The organism is Mesorhizobium sp. Mes31 (assembly GCF_024519675.1).
GTDB lineage: Bacteria > Pseudomonadota > Alphaproteobacteria > Rhizobiales > Rhizobiaceae > Mesorhizobium.
The window spans coordinates 196,049-222,375 of the sequence record NZ_JALJRL010000009.1; the positions used below are offsets into that span (position 1 = coordinate 196,049).

The window sequence follows — 26,327 nt, forward strand, 5'->3', positions numbered from 1 at the left end:
ATTTCCCCGCCTACGTAGGGAAGACGTTACCGCGGAAGCCCCAACAAGCGGTTAAGTGCAGGCCAATGGATGGGCTAGACCAAGCCGAAATCGCCATAAAAACTCAGCAACGCCGTGTCGGGCGAAAGAAAACCCCGAACCGCCTGGCGGTTCGGGGTTTGGCAGGCGCATCGACTATGCGGATCCGCTCTTATTTCCAGTCGCGAATGTCGACGAAGTGACCGGCGATCGCCGCCGCCGCCGCCATCGCCGGCGACACCAGATGGGTGCGGCCCTTGAAGCCTTGCCGGCCCTCGAAATTGCGGTTCGAGGTCGAGGCGCAGCGTTCATGCGGCTTCAGCCGGTCGTCGTTCATGGCCAGGCACATCGAGCAGCCCGGCTCGCGCCAGTCGAACCCGGCGGCGCGGAAGATCTTGTCGAGGCCTTCGGCTTCCGCCTGTTCCTTGACCAGTCCGGAACCCGGCACGATCATCGCATCGACATGCGGGCTGACCGTCTTGCCTTCGACCACCTTGGCGACGGCGCGCAAGTCTTCGATGCGGCCGTTGGTGCAGGAGCCGATGAAGACGCGGTCGAGCGAGATATCGGTGATCTTGGTGCCGGGCGTCAGGCCCATATAGTCCAGCGCGCGCTGCTTGGACGTGCGCTTGTTTTCATCGGTGATATCGTCCGGGTTCGGCACGATGCCTTGCACGGACACGACATCCTCGGGCGATGAGCCCCAGGATACGATCGGCGGCAGCTTGGCCGCGTCGAGCACGACCACCTTGTCGAAATGCGCGCCCTCGTCCGACTGCAGCGTCTTCCAGTATTCGAGTGCTGCATCCCAGGCCGCGCCCTTGGGCGCACGCGGCTTGTCCTTGACATAGGCGAAGGTCGTTTCGTCGGCGGCGATCAGGCCGGCGCGCGCGCCACCTTCGATCGACATGTTGCAGATCGTCATGCGGCCTTCCATCGACAGCGCGCGGATCGCCTCGCCGGCATATTCGATGACGTAGCCGGTGCCGCCGGCGGTGCCGATCTCGCCGATGATGGCCAGGATGATGTCCTTGGCGGTGACGCCTTCCGGCAGCTGGCCATCGACACGCACCAGCATGTTCTTGGCCTTGCGCTGGATCAGCGTCTGCGTCGCCAGCACATGCTCGACTTCCGATGTGCCGATGCCGTGCGCCAGCGCGCCGAAAGCGCCGTGCGTCGAGGTGTGGCTGTCGCCGCAGACGATGGTCATGCCGGGCAGCGTGAAGCCCTGCTCCGGTCCGATGATGTGGACGATGCCCTGGCGGATATCGTTTTCGGAATAGTATTCGACGCCAAAATCCTTGGCGTTCCTGGCCAGCGCCTCGACCTGGATGCGGCTTTCCTCGTTCTTGATGCCGAACTTGCGCTCGGGCGAGGTCGACACATTGTGATCGACCACGGCCAGCGTCTTTTCCGGATGCCGGACCTTGCGGCCGCTCAGGCGCAGGCCTTCGAAGGCCTGCGGGCTGGTCACTTCATGGACGAGGTGGCGGTCGATGTAGAGCAGGCAGGTGCCGTCGTCCTGGCGGTCGACGACGTGGTCGTCGAAAATCTTGTCGTAGAGGGTGCGCGGTGCGCTCATGTGCGTAAATCCGTCGATATGAGAATGGGAAAGAGCAGACGCCTGCAAGCTTCGGTCCGGCGCGGAGACCTGGACAGGTCGGCCTAGCTAAGTCGGCTGGTCAACGCGCCGCAGACACGCGCGGAGAAGCGTGACGGCAGGCGTTTTCTGTCCTGCAGCACGAAACCCTTGTAGGCCGGATCGCCAAAAAGCTCTTCCATGGCGTGGCTCATACCAATGTTTTGGGTTTTCGGCAATTGCGACGTGGTGCGGCCGAGCCTGGGATTCTCGCCCTCACTTCCACACCTTCGGGGGAAGAGGAAGGGCACCAAGGTCGGCGAACTCGCGCTTTTCCTCTCCCCCGTCGATCGGGGGAGAGGTGTCGAGCGAAGCTCGACGGAGTGGGGGTCGATCTTTCATCACCTGGTTGTTCCTGTCTTGCGGCGGCACGAGTGACGAGCGGCTTCCCCCACTCCGTCGCTGCTTCGCAGCGCCACCTCTCCCCCCTCCGGAGGGAGAGGAAGGGTGCCAAGGTCGGGGAACTCACAGCTCACAAAACCTCGAACACAAACGTCTTCACCAGCGCGTCGGGCTCGGCGATCGCATAGCAGCGGAACCATGGGCTTTGCTCGACCGGCCGCCATTTCTTCGCTTGCGCCAGTTCGTCAAACACGGCCTGGAAGCCGCCGCTCTCGAACACCTGGTCGCGCACGGTGAAGATGGCGTGGCCGCCCTTTCTGGTGATGCGCACCAGCTCGTGCAGGCCCGACGCCGGCGCGTGGCTGATGGTGAACACGCCGGTCGAGAAGAAGGCGCGGAAATGTCCGTCCGGCCATGGCAGCGGCCCACCCAGCATCGCTTGTTTCAACTCGCTGTAGGCGTTGCGGCTGCCGGCGATCTTCAGCATGTCCTCCGAGAGGTCGAGCCCGGCAATGTCGCCGTAGCCGAGCGCCCGCAGCGAAGGTCCCGACAGGCCGGTGCCGCAGCCGGCATCGAGCAGCGGCCCCTCGCCCACCGGCACATGGCGCGCCACCCAGGCCGTGATCAGGAACGGGAGCAAATAACCGAGCGAGGCGGTCTCGCTGTCATAGGTCGCCGCCCAGGCGGCATAGGCCTCGGCCAGCGTTTCCGGCGTGTCGGCCGTATAGACGGAATCCAGCGCCGCATTGGCTTTGTCGACAATCATCGGTCGTGCTTCTCCCATCTGATGCATGTCGCCCAAAGGTGCGGAGGGTTTGGGACAACGACATGCACAAACCCCAAGATAACGCTGTCCCTGGCCGCGCGCTATTCCTCGTGCTGACGGCGCAGCCGCTTCTCCAGCGCCCGCAAGGCAAGCGACAGGCCGACGGTCAGGATGAGATAGATGTAGGCGACGATCGAATAGGTTTCGAAAAAGCGGAACGAGCCGGCGGCGTAGATCTTGCCCATCTGGGTGATGTCGGCGACACCGAGCACCGAGACCAGCGACGAGTCCTTGACCATGGCGACGAAATCATTGCCGAGCGGCGGCAGGATGGTGCGGATCGCCTGCGGAAAGACGATCAGCCGGAAGCGTTGCGAGCGACTCAGCCCGAGCGCCTTCGCCGCCTCGATCTGGCCCTTCTCCACCGCCTGGATGCCGGCGCGGAAAACCTCCGAGATGAAGGCCGAATAGCCGATGGTCAGCGCCATGATGGCGCGCCACAACAGCGATACGTCGCGCACCAGAAGTTCGCCGAAGAAACCGGCACTCTGCAGCGGCGCCGTCAGTGCGTTCCACGCCGCGACGAAGGCCGGCGCGCCAGCGAAGGCGATCCAGAACAGCAGCACCAGGATCGGCACGCCACGGATGATCTCGACATAGAAGCGAGCGATCTGGCGCATTAAGCGCGAACCCGACAGCCCCATCAGCGCGACGCCGAGCCCAATGGCCGACGCCAGCGCGAAGGCGACCACCGTGACGAAAATGGTGATGCCGATACCCTTGGCGACGGTGGCGAAGACCTGGGCGTAGAGATTGCTCGTCGCGATGAACAAGGCCGCCGCCAAAGCCAGGATGACAGCGACGGCGAGCCACCAGGGGAATTCAGTTTTGGGGGAGGTTGGGCTAGCGGACATCAATTGATGCCGCTGGTGTAAAAATCCCGAAAGGGCAGCGCCAAGGCACCCCCCTCTGGCTTGCCAGCCATCTCCCCCTCAAGGGGGGAGATGGCAGCGTTGGCCTCGCCGCCCATTTTACGACGTCTGAGAGTGGCGAAGGCGAAGGCGGAGACGACAGCCGATCTCCCCCTTGAGGGGGAGATGCCCGGCAGGGTAGAGGGGGGGTACCTTGGCGCAAAGTCAGCGCGAGTTGACGCACGCGCGCCACTCTCAACAAGGAGCCTACTGCCCCATCTTGTAGTCGAGGAACCATTTCTTGTTGAGCGCATCGAGGGTGCCGTCGGCCTTCAGCGCCGCGATCGCCGCGTTGACCGGCTTCACCAGATCCGAGCCCTTGGGAAAGATGAAGCCGAAATCCTCGGTGCCGAGCGGTCCGCCGATGAGCTTCAGCTTACCTTCCGAGGCGTCGACATAGCCTTTGCCGGCGGTGCCATCGGTCAGCACGACATCGACGTCGCCGGACTTCAGCGCCTGCACGGTGGCGCCAAAAGTCTCGAACAGCTTGATGCGCGGGTTCTGCTCATTGCCGTCGAGGACGCTGTAGACGGCGGTGTAGAAGGGCGTCGTGCCAGCCTGCGCGCCGATCAGCCCGTCCTTGAAGGCGCCGAATGTCTTGGCGTCGGTGAAGCGGCTTTCGTCGCCGCGCACCAGCATGAACTGTTCCGACCGCATGTAGGGGTCGGAGAAATCGACCTTCTCCTTGCGGTCGTCCTTGATGGTGATGCCGGTCATGCCGATGTTGTACTGGTTGTCGGAAACCGCCTGGATCATCGCGTCCCAGGAGGTGTTCTGGTACTCGACCTTGAAATTCAGCCGCTTGGCGATCTCGTTCATCGCGTCATATTCCCAGCCGATCTGTTTTCCCGTCTTGGCGTCGATGAACTGCAGCGGCGGATAGGCGTTTTCGGTCACCACCACCACCTTCTTGCCGCCGAGATCGGGCAGCGCCTGCGCGAAGGCGGCGACGGGCGCCAGGAGGAGGGCAAGCAGGCCGGCCAGCAGCAGTTTCGATTTGGTCATGACACACTCCCGGAAATTGAATGGCCCGGACATGGGCCGGGCTTGCAGGAAATCCGGCGCCGACTTTAGCTTTCCGCAAGCGCCATGCAAGACGGTCCGCTGCGTCAGCTCATGCGAAAGCGGATTCCGGTGCCTTCATTCCCCGGATTTCGGAACGATCCTTGCGGTCCCGTCAATCGCGGTCCGGCGCGCGGGCAGTGGCTTCACGCAACCCGTCGATCAGCCGGGTCAAGGTGTGATGCAGGGATTTGAGCTCGTCGCCATCGAGCGGTGAATGGCACCGCATCGCCGCCGACACCGCCTTGGCGCCCTCGCGCAGCGCCTGGCCCCGGGGCGTCGGTTCGACCAGCACCCGACGCTCGTCGGCGGGATCGCGCCGGCGCGTCACCATGCCGTTCGCCTCCAGGCGCTTGAGCAGCGGCGTCAGCGTTGCCGAATCCAGCCCCAGCGTTTCGCCAACCTCGCCGACGGTGCGCGGCGCATGCTCCCACAGTGCCAGCATGGTCAGATATTGCGGATAGGTCAGGCCGAGCGGCTCGAGTAGCGGCCGGTAGAGCCGCGTCATCAGTCCGCTCGCCGAATAGAGCGCGAAGCAGAGATGCTGCGCGAGCTTCGGTATCCCGGTGAAATCCGCCGGGACGTCCAGGGGCGAGGGTGTCGTGGTGGGGGTCATGCTGCCTTTGCTGGAAGCGCCTTCGCCGAAAGCGCTACCTCGATGTTGCCCTTGATGGCGTTGGAATAGGGACAAACCTGGTGCGCCGCCGATACAAGCGCTTCCGCCGCCGCCTGATCAAGACCTTTCGTCTCGGCCGCGAGCGAAACGCCAAGCACAAAACCACCCTGGGCATTGGTATGCAGGCTGACGGTCGCCGTCACCGAGGCATCCTGCAGCGGCAGCTTCTGCTTGCCGGCGATGAAGCGCATGGCGCTTTCGAAGCAGGCGGCATAGCCGGCGGCGAAAAGCTGCTCGGGATTGGTGGCGCCGCCCTTGCCGCCAAGCTCCTTGGGCATGGCAAGGTCGAGGCTGAGCAGGCCGTCGTCGCTCTGGACATGACCGGCGCGGCCGCCGACGGCGCGGGCTTGGGTGGAATACAGTGCGGGCATCTCGCTTCTCCATTTATCTTGTGCACGATTCATTAGTGTACAAGATAAACGGAGTCAACCAGCGATTCCGGCCCGAGGCATGGCCTTCAAACGAAAAAAGGCGGCCGAAGCCGCCTTTTTGAACATGCTGACGAAAACCTTATTCCGCCGGGGTCGCTTCAGCGGCGGCGGCTGCCTCAGCGGCGGCCTTCTTCTCGGCGGCGTCCTGGGCGGCCTTCTCGACGGCCAGCGCCTCGGCGGCGGCCACCTTCTCGGCTTCGATGCGGGCCTTCTCGGCGTTCAGCGCATCGCGCTCCTCGTCGTTCAGCTTGCGGGCGCGCACGCCGGTGTTTTCCGAGATACGGGCCGACTTGCCGCGACGATCGCGCAGGTAATAGAGCTTGGCGCGACGCACCTTGCCGCGACGCACGATCTCGACGCCTTCGACCATCGGCGAGTAGACCGGGAACACGCGCTCGACGCCTTCGCCATAGGAGATCTTGCGGACGGTGAAATTTTCCTGGAAGCCGGAGCCGGCGCGGGCGATGACGACGCCCTCATACGCCTGGACGCGGGTGCGGGTGCCTTCGGTCACGCGGACCTGGACGCGCACGGTATCGCCGGGCTGGAATTCGGGAAGCTTGCGCTTGGCTTCGATCTTGGCGGCCTGTTCGGCCTCGAGCTGACGGAGGATATCCATCTCAAAAGTCCACTTCTTGTTCTTCCGACAGTCAGAGCGTCCGACACTCGCCTTGCAGTTCCATTGACCGCTCGGCTATGCCCTTTGTCTCTGAGACATTTTTGTCTCCAAGACATCGGGCAGGGGCGACTACACCGTCATTGTTGACGGGTCCGGCAGATTCTTCTTCCGGTTCGGGCGGCACATACAGCTATTTCGGCCCTTTGTCACGCCTTGGCCCGAGTCTTTTTTGCGCGCGTGCCATCATCGCAATCTTCCGGTGCGGGGTTGCGCCCGCTTGCCAAGCTTCCTAAGCCGGGGCTGGCATAGTTTTCCACGGCGGCTTCTTCATGTCTTTCTTCGACGCCATCCTGCTTTTCCTCGCGGGCTTTCTGTCAGGCGCCGCCAACGCGGTCGCCGGCGGCGGCACCTTCATCACCTTCGGCGCCATGACATTGGTCGGCCTGCCGCCGATCGTCGCCAACGCCACCTCCTCGGTCACCCAGTTTCCAGGCTACATCACCTCGACGCTCGCCTACTCAGACGACATCAGGCATTTCTGGCGCGGCGCGCTGCTGCTCTGCCTGATCTCGGCGGCCGGCGCGCTGGCAGGCGCGCTGATCCTGCTGGCGCTTGACAATCCGTCCTTCCGCGTCCTGGTGCCATGGCTGCTGTTGGGCGCAACGGCGCTGTTTGCCGCCGGGCCGTGGCTGAAGCCGGCGCCAGAACCGGGGCACGAAGCGGCCGTCGGCTCGCTGGCCGGCTCCCTGGCGCAGTTCGTCACCGCCATCTATGGCGGCTTCTTTGGCGCCGGCATGGGTGTGATGATGCTGGCCACGCTCGGCCTGACCCAGGCTGGCGACTATCACCGGCTGAACGCGCTGAAGAACATGCTTGCCATCGTCATCGCCGCGGTGGCGATCGTCGTCTTCGTCTCGGGCGGCGTCGTCGCCTGGCCGCAGGCGATCATCATGATCCCGGGCGGCGCGCTCGGCGGCTATGCCGGCGTCTGGATCGCCAGGCGCGTGCCGCAGACTGTGGTGCGCGGCTTCGTCGTCGCCGTCGGCCTGTTTCTCGCCTTTTACTACTTCACGAAAGGCTGAGGGGCGGCGCCAAGCAAGTCCGGCCGCCGCTCTCTCGTCAGCGCCTCGGACTCCGCCCGCCGCCATGCGGCGATCTTCTTGTGGTTGCCGGAAATCAACACCTCGGGAATTGGGCGACCCTCGAACTCCTGCGGTCGCGTGTAGTGCGGATGTTCGAGCAGGCCGTTCTCGAAGCTTTCTTCTTCGCCGGACACCGAATTGCCCATCACGCCGGGCAACAGCCGCACCACCGCGTCGAGCAGCACAAGCGCCGCCGGCTCGCCGCCCGAAAGGATGAAGTCGCCGATCGAGACCTCTTCCAGGTTCCGCGCCTCGATCAGCCGCTGGTCGACCCCCTCGAAGCGGCCGCAGAGGATGACCGCGCCCGGCCCGGCGGCCAGGTCGCGCACGCGCGCCTGTGTCAGCGGCTTGCCGCGCGGGCTCATCAAAAGCCGTGGCCGCGCATCGCCCGGTGGCGAGGCGTGGTCGATGGCTTTCGCCAGCACGTCGGCGCGCATCACCATGCCGGCGCCGCCACCCGCCGGCGTGTCGTCGACGGTGCGGTGACGATCGGCCGCGAAGTCGCGGATCTGGATCGCCTCGAGCGACCATGTGCCCGCCTCCAGCGCCCGCCCGGCCAGCGACAGGCCGAGCGCGCCGGGAAACATCTCGGGATAGAGCGTCAGCACCGAGGCCTTGAACGTCACCGGTTGCCCCCGGCGTCCCTTGGTCCGCGCGGCCTGCCCTTCGGGTCGAAGTCCTCTTCGCGCGGCGCTTCCTCGTCGTCGATGAGTCCGGCCGCCGCCGGGTCGACGCGGACAAAACCCTCGGCGAGCGACACTTGCGGCACGGCGGCCTGCGTGAACGGGATCAGCACGCCCTTGCGCCCGCCCAGCGTCACATCGAGGATGTCGCCGCCACCGAAATTGTGCACCGCGACGACCTTGCCGATGGCAGCGCCGGTGTCATCCCGGACCTCCAGCCCGATCAGGTCGGCATGGTAGAATTCGTCCTCCTCGCCATCGTCCGGCAGCACCGAGCGGTCGACGAACAATTCCGTGCCGGCCAGCGCCTCGGCGGCGTTGCGGTCGCTGATGCCTTTGAAGCGGACCACGACGACGGTGTTTGCTGGCCTGATGTCGACGATCTGGAAGGCGCGGCCATCCTTGGCGTAGAGCGGTCCATAGTCGGCCAGAGCCAGCGGCTCGCCGGTGAAGGTTTTCACCCGCAACTCGCCCTTTATGCCGTGGGCGGCGCCGATCACGGCCATCTGGACAGGGTTCTGGGGCTTGTTCATGGCACTTTACCTTCGTCATCCACGGGCGGAGCAGGCGCCAAGCGGCTGCGCAGACCCGAGGATCCATTCCGTTACGGCGACCAAGAAGCACGGCAGTTCAGAAAGGATCACGTATCTGGTTCCTGCCAACTCTCTGCTTGCGCATGGTCGCCACTGCAAAGTTATCAGACTTGTAACGCAGCAGCGCTCGCAGGTCACGGCATGGAAGGAACCTTGCGTTTCAGCCAATCACCAAGGTTGTGACTTGCCACCAATCCGAAGACTCTCCTAACCCCAGCCCGGCGTCATTTCAATGATCGCCCGGCGTCATTTCAATGAGGGGCTCTTCACCGCTTCCTAACCCGAATGCCCCAAAATGCCGTCATGCAGGAATTCCTCATCCCGGCAAAACCCGATCTGCAGGCGGCGCGCGAAAGCTGGCTGAAGATGCTGGCGCGCGAACGCCGGCTGTCGCCCGAAACCGTCGAAGCCTATGAGCGCGACACCCGCCAGTTCCTGCATTTCCTCACCGGCCATTGCGGCGGCTCACCCGGCATTGCCGACATCGCCAATCTGCGCCCGGCCGACCTGCGCGGCTTCCTCGCCGCCCGCCGCAACGCCGGCGCCAGCGCCCGCACTCTTGGCCGTGGGCTGGCCGGCATCCGTTCGCTGCTGCGTTTCCTCGAACGGCGCGGCCTTGTCAACGCCGCTGGTGCCGCGGCCCTGCGCGCCCCGCGCCAACCCAAGTCGCTGCCGAAACCGTTGACGGCAGGCGATGCAAAGCACGTCGTGTCCATCGAAGGCCAACTGGCCGAGGAACCCTGGATCGCTGCCCGCAACGCTGCCGTGCTGACATTGCTCTATGGTTCAGGCCTGCGCATTTCCGAGGCGCTGGGTCTGGCCGGCGCCGATCTGGCTTCGCCAAGTGACACCGTGCTGCGCGTCACCGGCAAGGGCGGCAAGACGCGGCTGGTGCCGGTGCTGCCGGTGGCGCTGCGCGCCATCGCCGAATACCGACGGCTGTGTCCGTATCATCTCGACCCGAAGGGGCTGCTGTTTCGCGGCGCCCGTGGCGGCCCGCTCAACCCGGCCATCGTCCAGCGCGACATGGCGAAACTGCGCTCGGCGCTCAACCTGCCCGACACGGCGACGCCGCATGCGCTACGCCATTCCTTCGCCACGCATCTGCTCGGCCGCGGCGGCGACCTGCGCACGATCCAGGAACTCCTGGGCCACGCCAGCCTGTCGACGACGCAGATCTACACCGGCGTCGACACCGCGAGGCTGCTCGAAATCTACGAGTCCGCCCATCCACGCGCATGACCAACGGCTTCGTCCAAGACAATTTCGCTGCGCCGGTTAACCGTTTCGCCGCTTTTTGATCCTAGACCAGACCATGATCCGGAAAAGTGGGGTCCGGATTTCGGGAAGAGATCATGGTCAAGCACGAAGATAGAGCCATGAACCGCGTCATCGCCGTCGCCGACCGCGCCGCTCTCATCTCGCTGAAGCTGCTCGTGGCGCTCAACGTCCTGTTTTTCCTGTCTTTCCTCGCCGCCCTGCTGTTCGCGGCCGGAAGGGCGCATGCCGAAATTCCGACCTGCACCGGCGCCGACATGCTGTCGGCCCTGCAAAAGGACGATCCGGCCACCTACCGCAAGATCGAAGCGGAAGCCGCCGCCACGCCGAACGGCAAGGGCCTGCTGTGGAAGCTGGAGAGGCCGGGCGAAAAGCCGTCCTTCCTGTTCGGCACCATGCACATGACCGACCCGCGCGTGACAGCGCTGCCGCCCGCCGCGCAAACGGCCTATGATGGCGCCGGCACCATCGTCATCGAGACCACCGACGTGCTCGACAAGCAGAAGATGATGGCTGCGATGCTCAAGGAGCCGGACCTGATGATGTTCACCGACAACACGACGCTGTCGTCGTTGCTGTCGCCGGACGATGCGGCGGCCATGAACAGCGCGCTCGACGCGCGCGGTATTCCGCCATTGACGGTCGCAAAGATGAAGCCGTGGCTGCTGTCGGCGATGCTGGCACTGCCGGCCTGCGAACTCGCCCGCCAGTCGGGCGGCGCACCGGTGCTCGACGTCAAGCTGGCGGAAGGTGCCAAGGCGTCGGGCAAGCCGGTGGAAGGGTTGGAAACGGCTGCCAGCCAGCTTCGCGCCATGGCCTCGCTGCCGCTCGCCTTTCACATGAAAGGGCTGGTCGATACCGTGAAACTTGGCGACAAGGTCAACGACGTCAACGAGACCATGATCGTGCTTTACCAGCGCGGCGAGACCGGCATGTTCTGGCCGTTGTTTCGCGCCGTGCTTCCCGACGCGAAAGGCGACCAGGCCAGCAGCTACGCGGCGTTCGAGGAGACCATGATCACCAGCCGCAACAAGGTGATGGTTGACCACGCCGAGCCGATCCTTGCCAAAGGCAATGCCTTCATGGCGGTCGGCGCCCTGCACCTTCCCGGTCCCGATGGACTGGTCGAGGATTTCCGCAAGGCGGGCTATACTGTCACGGCTGTGGGGCTTTAACCCTCCTTCATCAAAACCTGAGCCAGCATCGCCGGAACGATGATCCGGTGAAACGGCTTGATGATGGCGAGATACGTCCGCCCAAGCAGATTGTGCGTCTTCACGATCGTCGACGCGGCGACCTCCTGCCGGCCCGCGCCGAGATCGTTCACATCCACCAGGATACGGAAATCGAGATGCAGGTCGTCGAGACCAAGGACGACCCTGCCGGGTGCCTGGCTGATGAGCGGAAATATGCCGATCCTGCTTTCCGGCGGTAAGTCGGGGTCCGCTCCCGTTTTCAGCCCGAATGGCCTCACGGCGAAATTGCGTAGCAGCATAAGCCGGCCAATCCATCGCGGTGTTCGCCCCAGGACGCGCTCGGCCGCGCCAATGGCGGTCAGTGCGAGGCCATCGGTTGTCAGCACGTATCGGTCGGCGAACTGGGCGCCGGCAAGAGCGCTTTCGGGATCAGGAAAAGTCTGTGCAGTGGGCATCATACCGGCAAATCCCTCGCAACCGACGATAGCACCGGTTGGCCTGGCTCGCTGCGTGGCGAAACGCCGCCGGTCCGTCGGGGGGCTGGTCGAGGATTTCTGCAAAGCCGGCTATACTGTGACCGCTGTCAATTGAGTCGCATGGCAGCGGGGGATCCAGGCGTCGCCTTTTCGGCGTTTTCCTCCCCTAGCGTGAAACCCATTCAACGGTTGCGCGTTGATGGCTGTTGATTGATCATTTTCATCCACGGAGGACACTTTTATGGCGAATCCATCAAACGACACTCCCAGGCCCAGTGGCGGGGGCGGCAGTCCCTGGCTGATTGCGCTGGTCGTCGTTATTCTGGCCATTGTCGCGTATTATGTTTTCGGAAGAAGCGGCGAGAATCCGGCACCCGCCGAGCCGCCTGCGGCCAGCACACCGGCCCCTGCGCCCGCGCCTGCGGAACCGATGAAGCCAGCCGAGCCGGCAAAGCCTGCCGAACCGGCTCCCGCAGCTCCGGCACCGGCGGCCCCTGCTCCGGCAGAGCCAGCACCAGCGCCTGCACCGGCACCTGCCGCACCGGCCAACTGACCGGCTCGACATCAAATACGAACGGCCCGCTGAAAAGCGGGCCGTTTTGTTTTGGGCTGAGGCGCGGCGTTCGTCATCCTCGGGCTTGACCCGAGGATCCATGCCGCTACCTCAGCCGAGGAATGCCGCAGGACAGAATTCTGCACCGCAGCGACGCTCTGAGGTCGCGGCATGGATCCCAAGGTCTCCGCGACGTCGCTTCGCTCCTGCTCCGCCCTGGGATGACGAAGTCACCCCTAAATATGGATCGGCTTAAAGAAGGTGGCCAGCGCCGCCTCCTTCACCGCTTCCGACATCGTCGGATGCGCGTGGCAGGTGCGGGCGAGATCCTCCGACGAGCCGCCGAACTCCATCAGCACCGCCGCCTCGTGGATCATCTCGCCGGCGCCGAAGCCGACAATATGGACGCCCAGCACGCGGTCGGTCGCCTTGTCGGCGAGGATCTTCACGAAACCATCGGTGTGCAGCATGGCGCGCGCCCGGCCATTGGCGCTGAACGGGAACTTTCCCGCCTTGTAGTCGATGCCGGCCTTCTTGAGCTCTTCCTCAGTCTTGCCGACAGAGGCGATTTCCGGGCTGGTGTAGACGACGCTCGGGATGACGTCATAGTTCACGTGGCCGGCCTGGCCGGCGATGGTTTCCGCCACCGCCACACCCTCGTCCTCGGCCTTGTGCGCCAGCATCGGCCCGGCGATGACATCGCCGATGGCGTAGATGCCTGATACATTGGTCCTGAGGTGGCCGTCGGTCTTGACCCGGCCACGCTCGTCGACCTCGACACCGGCTTCCTTCAGGCCAAGGCTGTCGGAATAGGCGCGGCGTCCGGTGGCGATCAGCACCGCATCGGCTTCGATGGTCTCGGCGGCACCGCCCTTGACCGGCTCGAAGGTGACGGTCGCACCCTTCCTGGCCTTGGCGACGCCTGTCACCTTGGCGCCGAGCTTGAACTCGAAACCCTGTTTGGACAGCAGCCGCTGGAATTGCTTGGAGACCTCGCCGTCCATGCCGCCGAGGATGGTGTCGAGGAACTCGACCACGGTCACCTTGGCGCCGAGCCTTGCCCAGACCGAGCCGAGCTCAAGCCCGATGACGCCACCGCCGACCACCACCAGATGGCCGGGAACTTTCTCCAGCGACAGCGCGCCGGTCGATGACACGATGACCTTCTCGTCGATATCGACCTTGACGCCGGGAATGCCGGCGACGTCCGAACCGGTGGCGATGACGATGTTCTTGGTCTCGATCTCCTCGACCTTGCCGTCCTCGCCGGTCACCGACACCTTGCCTGCCGCGACCACCTTGCCGGTGCCGCGGAAGCTGTCGATCTTGTTCTTCTTGAACAGGAAGGCGACGCCGTTGACGTTCGACGACACCGTCGCGTCCTTGTGCGCCATCATCTTCTTCAGGTTGAGTTTCGGCGCTGATATCTCGACGCCGAGCGTGTCGAAGGAATGGCCGGCCTCGGCGAACATCTCCGAGGCATAAAGCAGCGCCTTTGACGGAATGCAGCCGATGTTGAGGCAGGTGCCGCCGAAGGTCGCGTTCTTCTCGACCACCGCGACCTTCAGCCCGAGCTGCGCCGCCTTGATGGCGCAGACATAGCCGCCCGGTCCCGATCCGATGATAACGACGTCATAAGCCATGATACTGTCCTTCTCGATTGGGGCTCAGCGGCCGCCGCTTACATTCAGGATCGCGCCCGTCGTATAGGACGCGGCGTCGGATAGAAGATAGAGAACCGCGCCGGCGACTTCATCAGCGGTGCCGGCTCTTCTCATCGGCAGTATGTCGCGGAACCGCTCTATCCTGTCCGGCTGCCCGCCGGAGGCGTGGATTTCGGTGTCGATGAGGCCCGGCCGCACCGCATTGACGCGGATGCCTTCCAGCGCCACCTCGCGGGCGAGCCCGATGGTAAAAGTGTCGATGGCGCCCTTGGAGGCGGCATAGTCGACATACTCGCCCGGCGCGCCCAGCACCGCCGCCGCCGACGAGATGTTGACGATCGATCCGCCCGGCCCGCCGTGGCGGGTCGACATGCGCTTGACCGCCTCGCGGGCGCAGAGGAACGAGCCGACGACATTGATGCGCATCATGCGCTCGAGCCGCGAAACATCCATCTCGTCGACGCGCGCCTTGGCGTCGACGATGCCGGCATTGTTGACGAAGGCATCGAGCCGGCCATAGGCGCGGTCGACGGCGCCGAACATGGCCACGACATCGGCCTCGCTACCGACATCGCCCTTGACGGCAAAAGCTTCGCCGCCGGCCGTCTTGATTTCGCTGACCAGCGCGTCGGCCGCAGCCTGGTTCGAGGCGTAGTTGACCGCCACGCGATAACCGGCCTTCGACCCGAGCCGGCAGATGGCGGCGCCGATGCCGCGGCTGCCGCCGGTGACCAGCAGCACCTTTTGCGCCTTGCTCATTCCTGGCATCCCTTCAAGGCAAACACATCCCACGGCACTTTCGAAAATCCGCTGCCGCCATAGGCCGAGGATTGACGCAGCGCCGGACCGAGATCCGGCAGGATCAACGTCCTCGGCGCCTCGACGCCTTCGGCCGGCAGCAGCCCGATGCTGCCCTTGTCGTCCGACGTATAGATGACGCCGTGCCAGGCCGTGCAGGCGGCAAGCTCCTCGCCGGTGACGTCGCCCTCCGGGCATTTGTACATCAGCGCGCCGTTCGGCCGCGACACGCCTTCGTTCCACATGACAATGCCGTTCAGCACCACATTGTTGTCGAGGATCATGCGGAACGTGTTGGTGACGGTGGCCGAGGTGCCGGTTGGCGTGAAGTCTATTTCGCTGCCGCTCTGGGCGTCGCCATAGACGGCAAGCTCGATCGGGCAGGCGGCATAAGCGGTCGCTGGGATCATGGCCGCGCCGACCGCTATCGATGCAGTCGACAGGCTTTCGGACAAGAAAGAACGGATCGTCACTGCTATCAGCCTTGATCGATGATGAAGACCGTCGAAAGAAAATAGTCTATCTCGAACACGATGTTTTCATTCCTGTCGACCGGAATGGTGTTCACCTCGTATTTGAGGGTCAAGATGCGGGAACTCTCCGCCAGCTCGATATAAACGTCGCGCTCACGACCACCACCGATTGCCCACTTGAATTCACTCTTGTTCAGGAACTGCAGAGCCTTGGGCAAAGTATGTATGGCTATCGGCTTTGTGCCTGCAAAAGATACAGGATGCCGCCCCACATCAACGTCCAGATGGCCGTACCAAGTCGGCATCGTTCCACCCGATTGCAATCTTCCGAAGACAGGCTCGACGCTAATCGACCGTAAGCGAAAATCGGGACTGAAAAAGAACTCGCAATTCGCGCCATAGATGCACCACGCGGACTCGATGTCTCCGTGGCGAAAATGATTATCGGCGCGCACATCCTCCGGATCTATCAAGTCTCGAACCGTTTCGCGGCTGCTTTTGCCAAGTTCGATCGGCCCCGCCCGGCCTGTCGCTACAAGCTCGAAGAGGTCGATTGTCTCGACAGGCTCAGCCACCGAACCAACCCTAGAGATCGAGCACCAGCCGCTCCGGATCCTCCAGGCTCTCCTTTACGCGCACCAGGAAGGTCACCGCTTCCTTGCCGTCGACGATGCGGTGATCGTAGCTGAGCGCCAGATACATCATCGGCCGGATCACGATCTGGCCACCGACCACCACAGGCCGCTCCTGGATCTTGTGCATGCCGAGAATACCCGACTGCGGCGCATTGAGGATCGGCGTCGACATCAGCGAGCCATAGACGCCGCCATTGGAAATCGTGAACGTGCCGCCCTGCATATCCGCGACCGACAGCTTGCCGTCGCGCGCGGCGATGCCCAGCCGGCCGATATCCTTCTCGATCTCGGCGATCGACATCTGGTCGGCGTTGCGCACGACAGGCACGACGAGGCCCTTTTCGGTGCCGACCGCGACGCCGATATGCGCGTAGTTCTTGAAGATAATGTCGGTGCCGTCGATCTCGGCGTTGACCGAGGGGATTTCCTTCAGCGCATGCGTCACCGCCTTGGTGAAGAAGCCCATGAAGCCGAGCTTCACGCCGTGCTTCTTCTCGAACACATCCTTGTATTTGGTCCTGAGCGCCATCACCGCTGACATGTCGACCTCGTTGAAGGTGGTCAGCATGGCGGCGGTCGACTGCGCTTCCTTGAGGCGTCGCGCGATCGTCTGGCGCAGCTTGGTCATGCGCACACGCTCCTCGCGCGATGCATCGTCGCCCGAGGACGGCGCACGGACAGTGACCGGTGCGGGCGCCGGTGCCGCCTTGGGCGTTTCGGCCGGCTGCGACGGCGCGCCCTTGGCGATCGCGTCGAGCACATCGCCCTTCAGCACCTGGCCACGCTTGCCCGAGCCGGAGAGTTGGTCGACCGCCAGATTGTTCTCGGCGATCAGCTTCGCCGCCGCCGGCGCCGGCGGCATGCCGCGCGGTTCGACCGCGCCGGCGTCACCGGCGATCTTGGCGGTTTCGACCGCCGCCTGCTTGACGGTGGACGCCGCGTCGGGGCTGGAGGCCTGCGACACCGCTTGCGGCTTGGTCGCTGGTGCGGCGGCGTCCCCGCCAGCCGAAATCGAACCCAGCAAAGCGCCGACGCCGACCGTCTCACCTTCCTTGGCGGTGATTTCGCTCAGCGTGCCTGCGGCGGCGGCCGGCACCTCCACCGTCACCTTGTCGGTCTCGAGCTCGACCAGGGGCTCGTCGGCGGCAATGGCGTCGCCCACCTTCTTGAACCATTTGCCGATGGTCGCTTCGGTGACGGATTCGCCGAGAGTGGGAACGCGGATTTCGGTAGCCATTGTGCCTGTCCGTTTCTTGTCGGGTTCTGTTTATTCGCCGAGCGCGTCTTCGAGCAGGGCGGCGAGCTGGGCAAGGTGCTTGGACATGAGTCCGGTCGCCGGCGACGCGGCAGCCGGACGGCCGGTGTAGCGCACCCGCTGATGCTTGGCATCGATATGCGCCAGCACCCACTCCAGATACGGGTCGATGAACGACCAGGCGCCCATGTTCTTGGGCTCCTCCTGGCACCACACCATCTCGGCGTTGCGGAAGCGCGACAGTTCCGTGATCAGCGCCTTGGCCGGGAACGGATAGAGCTGTTCGACGCGCAGCAGGTAGATATCGTTGATGCCGCGTTTCTCGCGCTCTTCGTAGAGGTCGTAGTAGACCTTGCCCGAGCACAGCACGACGCGACGGATCTTCGAATCCTTGACCAGCTTGATCGCCTGGCCGGGGAGCAGCTGGGCGTCGTCCCACAAAAGCCGGTGGAACGAACTCTCGCCGGAAATTTCCGGCAGCGTCGACACCGCCCGCTTGTGGCGCAGCAGTGACTTTGGCGTCATCAGGATCAGCGGCTTGCGGAAGTCCCGCTTCAACTGCCGGCGCAGGATGTGGAAGTAGTTGGCCGGCGTCGTGCAGTTGGCCACTTGCATGTTGTCTTCGGCGCAAAGCTGCAGGAAACGCTCCAGCCGCGCCGAGGAATGTTCCGGCCCCTGGCCTTCATAGCCATGCGGCAGCAGGCAGACGAGGCCCGACATTCTGAGCCACTTGCGCTCGCCCGACGAGATGAACTGGTCGAACACCACCTGGGCGCCGTTGGCGAAGTCGCCGAACTGCGCTTCCCACAGCGTCAGCGCCTTCGGCTCGGCAAGGCTGTAGCCATATTCGAAACCGAGCACCGCCTCTTCCGACAGCATCGAGTTGATGACTTCGTAGCCGGCCTGCGCGGCGGACAGGTTGTTGAGCGGGATGTAGCGGGTTTCGTCGCGCTGGTCGTAGAGCACGGAATGGCGCTGCGAGAAGGTGCCGCGTTCGGAATCCTGGCCCGACAGCCGGATCGGGTTGCCATCGAGCAGGATGGCACCGAAGGCCAGCGCCTCGGCCGTCGACCAGTCGATGCCTTCGCCCGACTCGATCGCCTGGCGACGATTCTCGAGAAACCGGATGATCGTCTTGTGCGCCTCGAAATCCTTCGGCACCTCGGTCAGCTTCTTGCCGATTTCCTTCAGCGTCTTGACCGGCACGGCGGTCTTGCCGCGCCGCGTTTCGTCCTGGTTGTCGGCCGTGCGCAAGCCCGACCAGGCGCCGTCGAGCCAGTCGGCCTTGTTGGGCTTGTAGTGCTGGCCGACTTCCCACTCCGATTCCAGATGCGCCCGCCAGTCCGCCTTCATCTTGTCGAATTCGGCCTGGGTGATGTGGCCTTCGGCAATCAGGCGGTCGGCATAGATCTGCACCGTCGTCTTGTGGGTGCGGATGTTGCGATACATGATCGGCTGGGTGAAGGCCGGCTCGTCGCCCTCATTATGGCCGAAGCGGCGGTAGCAGAACATGTCCACCACCACCGGCTTGTGGAACTTCATGCGGAATTCGATCGCCACCTTGGTGGCATGGACCACCGCTTCCGGATCGTCGCCGTTGACGTGGAAGATCGGCGCCTCGATCATCTTGGCGACGTCGGACGGATAGGGCGACGAGCGCGAGAAGCGGGGATTGGTGGTGAAGCCGATCTGGTTGTTGATGATGAAATGCAGCGTGCCGGCGACGCGGTGGCCGCGCAGCCCCGACAGGCCGAGGATTTCGGCAATCACGCCCTGGCCGGCGAAGGCGGCGTCGCCATGCAGCAAGAGCGGCAGCACCTTGGCGCGCTCCTCCAGCGGCACGATCTCCTCGCGGCTGCGGCCGAACAGATAGTCCTGCTTGGCGCGCGCCTTGCCCATCACCACCGGATCGACGATTTCCAGATGCGAGGGGTTGGCGGTCAGCGACAGATGCACCTTGTTGCCGTCGAACTCGCGGTCCGACGAGGCGCCGAGATGGTACTTGACGTCGCCCGAACCTTCGACCTCGTCGGGGGCGGCCGAGCCGCCCTTGAACTCATGGAAGATGGCGCGGTGCGGCTTGGCCATCACCTGGGAAAGCACGTTCAGCCGGCCGCGATGCGCCATGCCGAGCACGATCTCCTTCATGCCGAGCTGGCCGCCGCGCTTGATGATCTGCTCCAGCGCCGGGATCAGCGCTTCACTGCCATCGAGGCCGAAACGCTTGGTGCCCTTGTACTTGATGTCGGCGAACTGCTCGAAACCTTCGGATTCAATCAGCTTCTGCAGGATCGCCTTCTTGCCGGTCGCGGTGAAGGTGATCTCCTTGTCGGCGCCCTCGATGCGCGCCTGGATCCAGGCCTTTTCCTCGGGATCGGAGATGTGCATGAACTCGACGCCGAGCGTCGAGCAATAGGTGCGGGTCAGGATCTCCAGCATCTGCCGGACGGTGCCGAATTCGAGCCCGAGCACATTGTCGAGGAAGATCGGCCGGTCATAGTCGGCTTCGGTGAAGCCGTAATTCTCCGGCGACAATTCGTTGTAGTCCTCGAGCGGCTTGGCGATGCCGAGCGGGTCGAGATTGGCGTGCAGATGGCCGCGCATGCGGTAGGCGCGGATCATCATGATGGCGCGCACGGAATCGCGCGTCGCCTGGTGCACGTCGGCGTCGGAAAGGGCGATGCCGTTGACGACGGCCTTGTCCTTGACCTTCTTCTCCAGGTGCTTCTCGACGATGCCCCAGTTGCCGTCGAGCGCCGACACCAGCTCGCCATTGGCCTGCAGCGGCCAGGATGGCTTGGCCCAGGAAGCGCCCTTGGCGTTCTTGCGCACGTCGCCGGCGTCGTCCTTCAGCCCGGCGAAGAACTCCTGCCATTCGGGATTGACCGAGGCGGGATCGTCCTCATAGGCGGCATAGAGCGCGTCGATATAGTCGGCGTTGCCGCCATACAGGAAAGAGGTGAGCGAAAATTGGTCGTTGGCCTGATCTTGTCTTGCCATGTCACTTAGCGGAGCCCGTGCTCCGTCTCCTTACGTTTGCGGCATTGCCGCGATGTCGAACGGTTCACCCGTCCTTGTTCCCCTCAAAGCCAACGAACCGCCGCCAGCCTTCATTCCATTTCCGGCCCTTCGCTTTCGCTCCGGGCGCTCAAAACTCGAAAAGCCAAGCCATTGGCTTTTCGTCGGCCAGCGGCCGATCGTTTCTCACCCCTTGATCGCCTCGACCAGCGTCGTGCCGAGACGGGCCGGCGAGGGCGAAACCTTGATGCCGGCCGATTCCATCGCCGCGATCTTGTCCTCGGCGCCGCCCTTGCCGCCGGAGATGACCGCGCCCGCGTGGCCCATGGTGCGGCCGGCCGGCGCCGTGCGCCCGGCAATGAAGCCGGCCATCGGCTTCTTGCGGCCACGCTTGGCTTCGTCCTTGAGGAACTGCGCGGCGTCCTCCTCGGCCGAACCGCCGATCTCGCCGATCATGATGATCGACTTGGTCTCGTCGTCGGCGAGGAACATCTCGAGCACGTCGATGAACTCGGTGCCCTTGACGGGGTCGCCGCCAATGCCGACGGCGGTGGTCTGGCCGAGGCCGACATTGGTGGTCTGGAACACAGCCTCATAGGTAAGCGTTCCCGAGCGCGAAACAACGCCCACCGAACCCTTGCGGAAGATGTTGCCGGGCATGATGCCGATCTTGCATTCGTTGGGGGTGAGCACGCCCGGGCAGTTCGGACCGATCAGCCGCGAGGTCGAGCGGTCGAGCCTGGCCTTGACCTTGATCATGTCCATCACCGGAATGCCCTCGGTGATGCAGATGATCAACGGGATCTCGGCCTCGATCGCTTCCAGGATCGCTTCGGCGGCACCCGCCGGCGGCACATAGACGACGGAGGCGTTGGCGCCGGTCTTTGCCTTGCCCTCGGCGACGGTGGCGAAGATCGGCAGGCTCTCGCCCTTCGAGCCGGTCCAGGTCTCGCCACCCTTCTTCGGATGGATGCCGCCGACCATCTTGGTCCCGTGATAGGCCAGCGCCTGTTCGGTATGGAACGTGCCGGTCTTGCCGGTCAGGCCCTGCACCAGCACCTTGGTGTTCTTGTCGACGAGAATGGACATGGGAGCCCTTTTTAAAAACCGTTGATCGAGGAAGGTGAAACGCGCTGGTAGACGCCGCTCACCATGTCTTGCCAAATGTCGCTGCCGACCGGCTGGAACTCCAGCCGCATGCGATAGTTGCTGTCTGTATCGAAAGTGTAGGTGACACGGGCCGATCCGCGTGGCGACGACCTCATCAACACCAGTTCTCTGCCGTTCCACGCGCCGGTGGCGGGTGCGGCCGGCACAAAGCCTATCGAATCGAACTGGTGCATGGTGACGAGACTGTTCGGCTGGTCGAAACCGAAGACGTTGTGCGAGCCGAACGAAATCGTGCCATCGCGGCGCTGACGATAGCGCTGCACCACGAACAGGCCGCCGAATTCGGCCGCAGCCAGCACTTCGGCGGCCGCGGCGCCAGCATCGGTCCATTGTGTGGCCGCCAGCACTTCCTCGCCACGCCACGCGCCGACCAGCGCCTGCAGGCGCTGGTGATCGGCCGAAAGCGAAGAGAAGGGCGCCGCATTCATGGTCAGAGCCGCTTCAGGTCGGCGACGGTGAGGTCGCTCTTGGCGTTGCCGGTGTTGAGCGTCGTCGCCGGCTCGAACATCAGCACCACCGGCTCCGAGGTCAGCGAGCGTGGCCGATGCTCGACGCCACGCGGCACGACGATGAAGTCGCCCTCCCCGAGTTCGACCGGACCGTCGCGAAAATCGATGGCGATGCGGCCGCGCAGCACGAGAAAAGCTTCGTCCTCGTTCTCATGCGCGTGCCAGTCGAAGACCTTGCCAAACTTTGCGACCTTCGCTTGGCTGTCATTCACGTCACCGGCGATATGCGGATCGAAGACCTTCTTGATCTTCGCATCCGCCGCCTCGACCAGGTTTATCTTGTGCGGAGGCACCAGATCAGCCCTTCACCGCCGCCACGATCTTCTTGGCCGCATCGTCGAGGTCGTCGGCCGACACCACGTTCAGGCCGCTGTCGTTGATGATCTTCTTGCCGAGCTCGGCATTGGTGCCTTCCAGGCGCACCACCAGCGGCACCGTCAGGCCGACTTCCTTGACCGCGGCAATGACGCCCTCGGCGATGATGTCGCACTTCATGATGCCGCCGAAGATGTTGATCAGGATGCCCTTGACCGCCGGATCCTTGGTGATGATCTTGAACGCCGCCGTCACCTTCTCCTTGGACGCGCCACCGCCGACATCGAGGAAGTTGGCGGGTTCGGCGCCATAGAGCTTGATGATGTCCATCGTCGCCATGGCAAGGCCGGCGCCATTGACCATGCAGCCGATATTGCCGTCGAGCGCGACATAGGCGAGGTCGTATTTCGACGCCTCGATCTCCTTCTCGTCCTCTTCGGTGGTGTCGCGCAGTTCGAGCACGTCGGGGTGACGGAACAGCGCGTTGTTGTCGAACGACACTTTCGCGTCGAGCACGCGCAGCCGGCCGTTCTTCATGACAATCAACGGGTTGACCTCGAGCAGGCTCATGTCCTTCTCGACGAAGGCCTTGTAGAGGATCGGGAACAGCGTGTTGCCGTCCTTGGCAGCGTCGCCGTCGAGCTTCAGCGCGCCGTTGAGCGCCTTCAGATCGGCTGCCGTGACGCCCTTTTCCGGATCGATGGCGACGGTGATGATCTTTTCCGGCGTGTCATGCGCGACCGCCTCGATGTCCATGCCGCCTTCGGTCGAAACGACGAAGGCAACGCGGCCGACCGAGCGGTCGACCAGGATCGACAGATAGAGCTCGCGATCGATATCGGCGCCGTCCTCGATGTAGAGGCGGTTGACCTGCTTGCCGGCCGGACCGGTCTGCTTGGTCACCAGCGTGTGGCCGAGCATCTCGTTGGCGTTGGCGACCACTTCGGCCACCGACTTCGCCAGCCGCACGCCGCCCTTGGCGTCGGGGCCGAGCTCCTTGAATTTGCCCTTGCCGCGGCCGCCGGCATGGATCTGGCTCTTCACCACATAGAGCGGACCGGGCAACGCCTTGGCGGCGGCTTCCGCCTCGCTCGCCTTGAACACCGGCACGCCTTCGGCCACCGGCGCGCCGAAAGTCTTCAGCAGCGCCTTGCCCTGATATTCATGGATGTTCATCTGGATTGTCTCCGGGTCACTTACTGGAGGTTCACTTCGAGGCGAGATGCGGGGCGATCTTGACGCAGGCCTCGGTCAGGCCCTGCACCGTCGCCACCGAGGAGTCGAACATCTTCTGCTCGCTCTTGTTGAGGTCAATCTCGATGATGCGCTCGACGCCACCGGCACCGATCACCACGGGAACACCGACATAGGTGTTCTTGACGCCATACTGGCCGGAGAGGAACGCCGCGCAGGGCAGCACGCGCTTCTTGTCCTTGAGATAGGCTTCCGCCATGGAAATTGCCGAGGCGGCCGGCGCGTAATAGGCCGAGCCGGTCTTGAGCAGGCCGACGATCTCGGCGCCGCCGTCGCGGGTGCGCTGGACGATCTGGTCGAGCTTTTCCTTCGAGGTCCAGCCCATCTTGACGAGGTCTGGCAGCGGAATGCCGGATACCGTCGAATAGCGGATCATCGGCACCATGGAATCACCATGGCCGCCGAGCACGAAGGCGGTGACGTCCTCGACCGAGACCTTGAACTCCTCGGCCAGGAAATAGCGGAAGCGCGCGCTGTCGAGCACGCCGGCCATGCCGACGACATGGCTCTTCGGCAGGCCGGAAAACTTCTGCAGCGCCCAGACCATGGCGTCGAGCGGATTGGTGATGCAGATGACGAACGCCTTCGGCGCGTATTTCTTCAGGCCGGCGCCGACCTGTTCCATGACCTTCAGGTTGATGCCCAGGAGGTCGTCGCGGCTCATGCCGGGTTTGCGCGGCACGCCGGCGGTGACGATGCAGACGTCGGCGCCCTCGATGCCGGCATAGTCGTTGACGCCGGTCAGCCTGGAATCGAACCCGTCGACAGGCGACGACTGCGCGATATCGAGCCCCTTGCCTTGCGGAATGCCCTCGGCAATATCGAACAGCACCACGTCGCCGAGATCCTTGAGGCCGATCATGTGGGCGAGCGTGCCGCCGATCATGCCAGAGCCGATAAGCGCTATCTTGTTGCGTGCCATGTGAGGATGTTTTCCCTTTGTCTGTGACGGCGCCATACGGCGTCGAGGAAGAGGCCGGAATGTTGCGGGGACCCGCGAGATTTCGCCGCACCCAATAGCTCCGGTGCGCGATAAATTCAAACGATTATTTTGGAGTGAGCATTTTCAATCGGTTAGAGTGTTTGGGATTTACGTAAACGTCAAAATTCATAAGCCGACTTGGGAGTATTTACACGATGAAGATGGAAATCATAAGGCTTGAGGCGGGCGATGACGCCCTTGTGATGAAGATCGCCGACGATGTGTTCGACGCGCCCGTCAGGCCGGATCGGCTGGCAGCCTACCTCGCCGAACCCGGCCATTTCATGATCGTGGCGCTGGCCGATGGCGTGGTCGTCGGTCAATGCGCCGCCGTCATCCATCGCCATCCCGACAAGGTCAGCGAACTCTATGTCGACGAGGTCGGCGTTTCGCCGGCCTTCCAGCGCCAGGGCATCGCGCGCAAGATGCTCGACGCGATGTTCGCGATCGGCAGGGAGCACGGCTGCGAGGAGGCCTGGGTCGGCACCGAGCCCGACAACGTTGCCGCCCGCGCGCTCTACGAAGCGCGCAAGGAGCCGCATGGGCCGGCGGAAGAGTTCGTCATGTATGTGTATGAGCTTTAGGCACTCAGGCTTATGCCTGCTGCGCCTCCGGCAGCGCCTTCGCCTTCTGCCGCTCGGCCCAATCTTCCAGCCAGTCGCGGCTCTGCATCTCGATCAATCGTGATGCCGTGCGCTCGAACTCGAACACCTCGACGCCCCGCTTGGCCACGTAAAGCTGCTGCGGCGGGGCCTCGGCGCTCATCACCAGGCGCACATGATGATCGTAGAGCGTGTCGATCAAGAGGATGAAGCGCTTGGCCTCGTTGCGCTTGCCTTCGCCCAGCACCGGCACGTGGTCGATGAAGATGGTCGAGAACCGGCCGGCAATGGCCAGGTAGTCGCGTGCCCCGAGCGGCTTTTCGCAAAGATCGGCGAAAGAGAAGCGTGCCGCGCCGCCGGCAGCGCGCGGGATCATCACATGCCGGCCCTTGACGGTCAGCGACGCCTCGGCCGTCGGCGCACCGTACGTCATGGCCTGCCACGCCTCGTCGAGCGCCTGGTCGGCGTCGGCATCGGCCGGCGTGACATAGATCGGTGTGCGGGCAAGCTTTTCCAGCCGGTAGTCCTTGTCGGTGTCGAGCGACAGCACATGCGTGTGCCGCTCCAGGATGCCTATGAACGGCAGGAAAAGCTGGCGGTTCAGCCCGTCGCCATAGAGATTTTCCGGCGCCACGTTCGAGGTCGCGACCAGCACCACGCCGCTGGCGAACAGCGCCGAAAACAGCCGCGACAGGATCATCGCATCGGCAATGTCGGTGACCGAGAACTCGTCGAAGCACAGCACCCAGGCCTGCTCGGCGAGGGCCTTGGCCACGGGCGGGATCGGATCGTCCTCCTTGACGTCGCCATTCTTGCGCGCCTGCCGGTGCTTCTGGATACGGTCCTGCACATCGGCCATGAAGTCGTTGAAGTGGACACGGCGCTTGCGGCGCACCGGCAGTAGCTCGAAGAACATGTCCATCAGCATGGTCTTGCCGCGGCCAACGCCACCGTGGATGTAGAGGCCCTTGACCGCCTCATGTGTCTCGCGCTTGCGGGCAAACAGCCAGCCCAGCGCACTGGATTTGTGCGCCAGCCGCTTTGCCGAGATCTCGTCGATCAGCCGGTCGAGCGCGGCGGCGATCCGTTCCTGCGCCGGGTCGCGTTCGATCGCGCCCGTCTCGACCAGATGGTCATAGCGCTGCCTGACGGTCGCATGGGTCTGGAGGCCGTCACGCAGATGCATCGGTCACGTCGTTGTCGAGCA

Annotated in this window: 26 protein-coding genes; 4 read left to right on the forward strand and 22 right to left on the reverse strand. The window is 64.0% G+C overall.

Annotation, left to right across the window (positions count from 1 at the left end; translation table 11 throughout):
* Nucleotides 1–190 precede the first annotated feature (190 nt).
* The 7 genes from leuC to rplS all read right to left on the reverse strand — a co-directional run bounded on the left by leuC (nucleotide 191) and on the right by rplS (nucleotide 6,524).
* On the reverse strand, nucleotides 191–1,600 hold the full coding sequence (gene leuC, locus NR193_RS17460) for a 3-isopropylmalate dehydratase large subunit (protein ID WP_256752019.1): 1,410 nt from the start codon (nucleotides 1,598–1,600) through the stop codon (nucleotides 191–193).
* Nucleotides 1,601–2,129: 529 nt separating this feature from the next.
* Entirely contained in the window at nucleotides 2,130–2,765 is a 636-nt protein-coding gene (locus NR193_RS17465) for a class I SAM-dependent methyltransferase (protein WP_256752020.1), read from the reverse strand.
* Nucleotides 2,766–2,866: 101 nt separating this feature from the next.
* On the reverse strand, nucleotides 2,867–3,679 hold the full coding sequence (locus NR193_RS17470) for an amino acid ABC transporter permease (RefSeq protein WP_256752021.1): 813 nt from the start codon (nucleotides 3,677–3,679) through the stop codon (nucleotides 2,867–2,869).
* 264 nt (nucleotides 3,680–3,943) lie between these two features.
* Nucleotides 3,944–4,741, reverse strand: coding sequence for a transporter substrate-binding domain-containing protein (locus NR193_RS17475; RefSeq protein WP_256752022.1), 798 nt, complete (start codon nucleotides 4,739–4,741; stop codon nucleotides 3,944–3,946).
* A gap of 172 nt (nucleotides 4,742–4,913) precedes the next feature.
* Nucleotides 4,914–5,414, reverse strand: a complete 501-nt coding sequence (locus NR193_RS17480; RefSeq protein ID WP_256752023.1) for a MarR family winged helix-turn-helix transcriptional regulator — start codon at nucleotides 5,412–5,414, stop codon at nucleotides 4,914–4,916.
* Nucleotides 5,411–5,845: an organic hydroperoxide resistance protein gene (locus tag NR193_RS17485; protein WP_256752024.1), complete on the reverse strand. Its 435-nt coding sequence runs from the start codon at nucleotides 5,843–5,845 to the stop codon at nucleotides 5,411–5,413. Before NR193_RS17485 ends, NR193_RS17480 begins: the two co-directional genes overlap by 4 nt.
* Nucleotides 5,846–5,984: 139 nt before the next feature.
* A complete protein-coding gene (gene rplS, locus NR193_RS17490; protein ID WP_256752025.1) occupies nucleotides 5,985–6,524 on the reverse strand; it encodes a 50S ribosomal protein L19 in 540 nt (179 codons plus the stop codon).
* Nucleotides 6,525–6,853: 329 nt separating this feature from the next.
* On the opposite strand from rplS, the gene NR193_RS17495 reads away from it, so the two are divergent.
* Entirely contained in the window at nucleotides 6,854–7,606 is a 753-nt protein-coding gene (locus NR193_RS17495; protein ID WP_256752026.1) for a sulfite exporter TauE/SafE family protein, read from the forward strand.
* Here the strand turns inward: NR193_RS17495 and trmD are convergent.
* Complete coding sequence (gene trmD, locus NR193_RS17500; RefSeq protein ID WP_256752027.1) at nucleotides 7,588–8,292, reverse strand: tRNA (guanosine(37)-N1)-methyltransferase TrmD; 705 nt, start codon at nucleotides 8,290–8,292, stop codon at nucleotides 7,588–7,590. The genes NR193_RS17495 and trmD overlap by 19 nt on opposite strands.
* Complete coding sequence (gene rimM / locus NR193_RS17505) at nucleotides 8,289–8,882, reverse strand: ribosome maturation factor RimM (protein WP_256752028.1); 594 nt, start codon at nucleotides 8,880–8,882, stop codon at nucleotides 8,289–8,291. The genes trmD and rimM overlap by 4 nt, the downstream gene beginning before the upstream one ends.
* Nucleotides 8,883–9,245: 363 nt before the next feature.
* On the opposite strand from rimM, the gene NR193_RS17510 reads away from it, so the two are divergent.
* Together NR193_RS17510 and NR193_RS17515 are read left to right on the forward strand one after the other, a co-directional pair.
* Complete coding sequence (locus NR193_RS17510) at nucleotides 9,246–10,184, forward strand: tyrosine recombinase XerC (protein WP_256752029.1); 939 nt, start codon at nucleotides 9,246–9,248, stop codon at nucleotides 10,182–10,184.
* A gap of 137 nt (nucleotides 10,185–10,321) precedes the next feature.
* On the forward strand, nucleotides 10,322–11,395 hold the full coding sequence (locus NR193_RS17515) for a TraB/GumN family protein (RefSeq protein ID WP_256752100.1): 1,074 nt from the start codon (nucleotides 10,322–10,324) through the stop codon (nucleotides 11,393–11,395).
* On the opposite strand, the gene NR193_RS17520 is transcribed toward NR193_RS17515, so the two are convergent.
* The 12 genes from NR193_RS17520 to mdh all read right to left on the reverse strand — a co-directional run bounded on the left by NR193_RS17520 (nucleotide 11,392) and on the right by mdh (nucleotide 24,458).
* The gene (locus NR193_RS17520; RefSeq protein WP_256752030.1) at nucleotides 11,392–11,874 is read right to left on the reverse strand and encodes a DUF2867 domain-containing protein; all 483 of its coding nucleotides are present in this window, start codon (nucleotides 11,872–11,874) and stop codon (nucleotides 11,392–11,394) included. The genes NR193_RS17515 and NR193_RS17520 overlap by 4 nt on opposite strands.
* A gap of 807 nt (nucleotides 11,875–12,681) precedes the next feature.
* Nucleotides 12,682–14,088: a dihydrolipoyl dehydrogenase gene (gene lpdA / locus NR193_RS17525; RefSeq protein ID WP_256752031.1), complete on the reverse strand. Its 1,407-nt coding sequence runs from the start codon at nucleotides 14,086–14,088 to the stop codon at nucleotides 12,682–12,684.
* A gap of 24 nt (nucleotides 14,089–14,112) precedes the next feature.
* The gene (locus tag NR193_RS17530) at nucleotides 14,113–14,868 is read right to left on the reverse strand and encodes an SDR family oxidoreductase (protein WP_256752032.1); all 756 of its coding nucleotides are present in this window, start codon (nucleotides 14,866–14,868) and stop codon (nucleotides 14,113–14,115) included.
* The gene (locus NR193_RS17535; RefSeq protein ID WP_256752033.1) at nucleotides 14,865–15,317 is read right to left on the reverse strand and encodes a hypothetical protein; all 453 of its coding nucleotides are present in this window, start codon (nucleotides 15,315–15,317) and stop codon (nucleotides 14,865–14,867) included. Before NR193_RS17535 ends, NR193_RS17530 begins: the two co-directional genes overlap by 4 nt.
* Before the next feature lie 68 nt (nucleotides 15,318–15,385).
* A complete protein-coding gene (locus NR193_RS17540) occupies nucleotides 15,386–15,955 on the reverse strand; it encodes a hypothetical protein (protein ID WP_256752034.1) in 570 nt (189 codons plus the stop codon).
* A gap of 10 nt (nucleotides 15,956–15,965) precedes the next feature.
* Complete coding sequence (odhB, locus tag NR193_RS17545; RefSeq protein ID WP_256752035.1) at nucleotides 15,966–17,252, reverse strand: 2-oxoglutarate dehydrogenase complex dihydrolipoyllysine-residue succinyltransferase; 1,287 nt, start codon at nucleotides 17,250–17,252, stop codon at nucleotides 15,966–15,968.
* A gap of 30 nt (nucleotides 17,253–17,282) precedes the next feature.
* Nucleotides 17,283–20,270 (reverse strand): 2-oxoglutarate dehydrogenase E1 component, encoded by a 2,988-nt coding sequence (locus NR193_RS17550; protein WP_256752036.1) that lies wholly within the window; start codon nucleotides 20,268–20,270, stop codon nucleotides 17,283–17,285.
* 204 nt (nucleotides 20,271–20,474) lie between these two features.
* Complete coding sequence (gene sucD, locus NR193_RS17555; RefSeq protein ID WP_027031912.1) at nucleotides 20,475–21,377, reverse strand: succinate--CoA ligase subunit alpha; 903 nt, start codon at nucleotides 21,375–21,377, stop codon at nucleotides 20,475–20,477.
* Between the two features lie 11 nt (nucleotides 21,378–21,388).
* Nucleotides 21,389–21,886 (reverse strand): DUF1579 family protein, encoded by a 498-nt coding sequence (locus NR193_RS17560; RefSeq protein WP_256752037.1) that lies wholly within the window; start codon nucleotides 21,884–21,886, stop codon nucleotides 21,389–21,391.
* 2 nt (nucleotides 21,887–21,888) lie between these two features.
* Nucleotides 21,889–22,260 (reverse strand): cupin domain-containing protein, encoded by a 372-nt coding sequence (locus NR193_RS17565; RefSeq protein ID WP_256752038.1) that lies wholly within the window; start codon nucleotides 22,258–22,260, stop codon nucleotides 21,889–21,891.
* A 4-nt stretch (nucleotides 22,261–22,264) separates the two neighbouring features.
* On the reverse strand, nucleotides 22,265–23,458 hold the full coding sequence (gene sucC, locus NR193_RS17570) for an ADP-forming succinate--CoA ligase subunit beta (protein WP_256752039.1): 1,194 nt from the start codon (nucleotides 23,456–23,458) through the stop codon (nucleotides 22,265–22,267).
* A gap of 31 nt (nucleotides 23,459–23,489) precedes the next feature.
* Complete coding sequence (gene mdh / locus NR193_RS17575; protein WP_256752040.1) at nucleotides 23,490–24,458, reverse strand: malate dehydrogenase; 969 nt, start codon at nucleotides 24,456–24,458, stop codon at nucleotides 23,490–23,492.
* Between the two features lie 215 nt (nucleotides 24,459–24,673).
* Between mdh and NR193_RS17580 the strand changes: the two genes are divergently transcribed.
* On the forward strand, nucleotides 24,674–25,102 hold the full coding sequence (locus tag NR193_RS17580) for a GNAT family N-acetyltransferase (RefSeq protein ID WP_256752041.1): 429 nt from the start codon (nucleotides 24,674–24,676) through the stop codon (nucleotides 25,100–25,102).
* Nucleotides 25,103–25,112: 10 nt separating this feature from the next.
* On the opposite strand, the gene zapE is transcribed toward NR193_RS17580, so the two are convergent.
* On the reverse strand, nucleotides 25,113–26,306 hold the full coding sequence (gene zapE, locus NR193_RS17585; RefSeq protein WP_256752042.1) for a cell division protein ZapE: 1,194 nt from the start codon (nucleotides 26,304–26,306) through the stop codon (nucleotides 25,113–25,115).
* Nucleotides 26,307–26,327 lie beyond the last annotated feature (21 nt).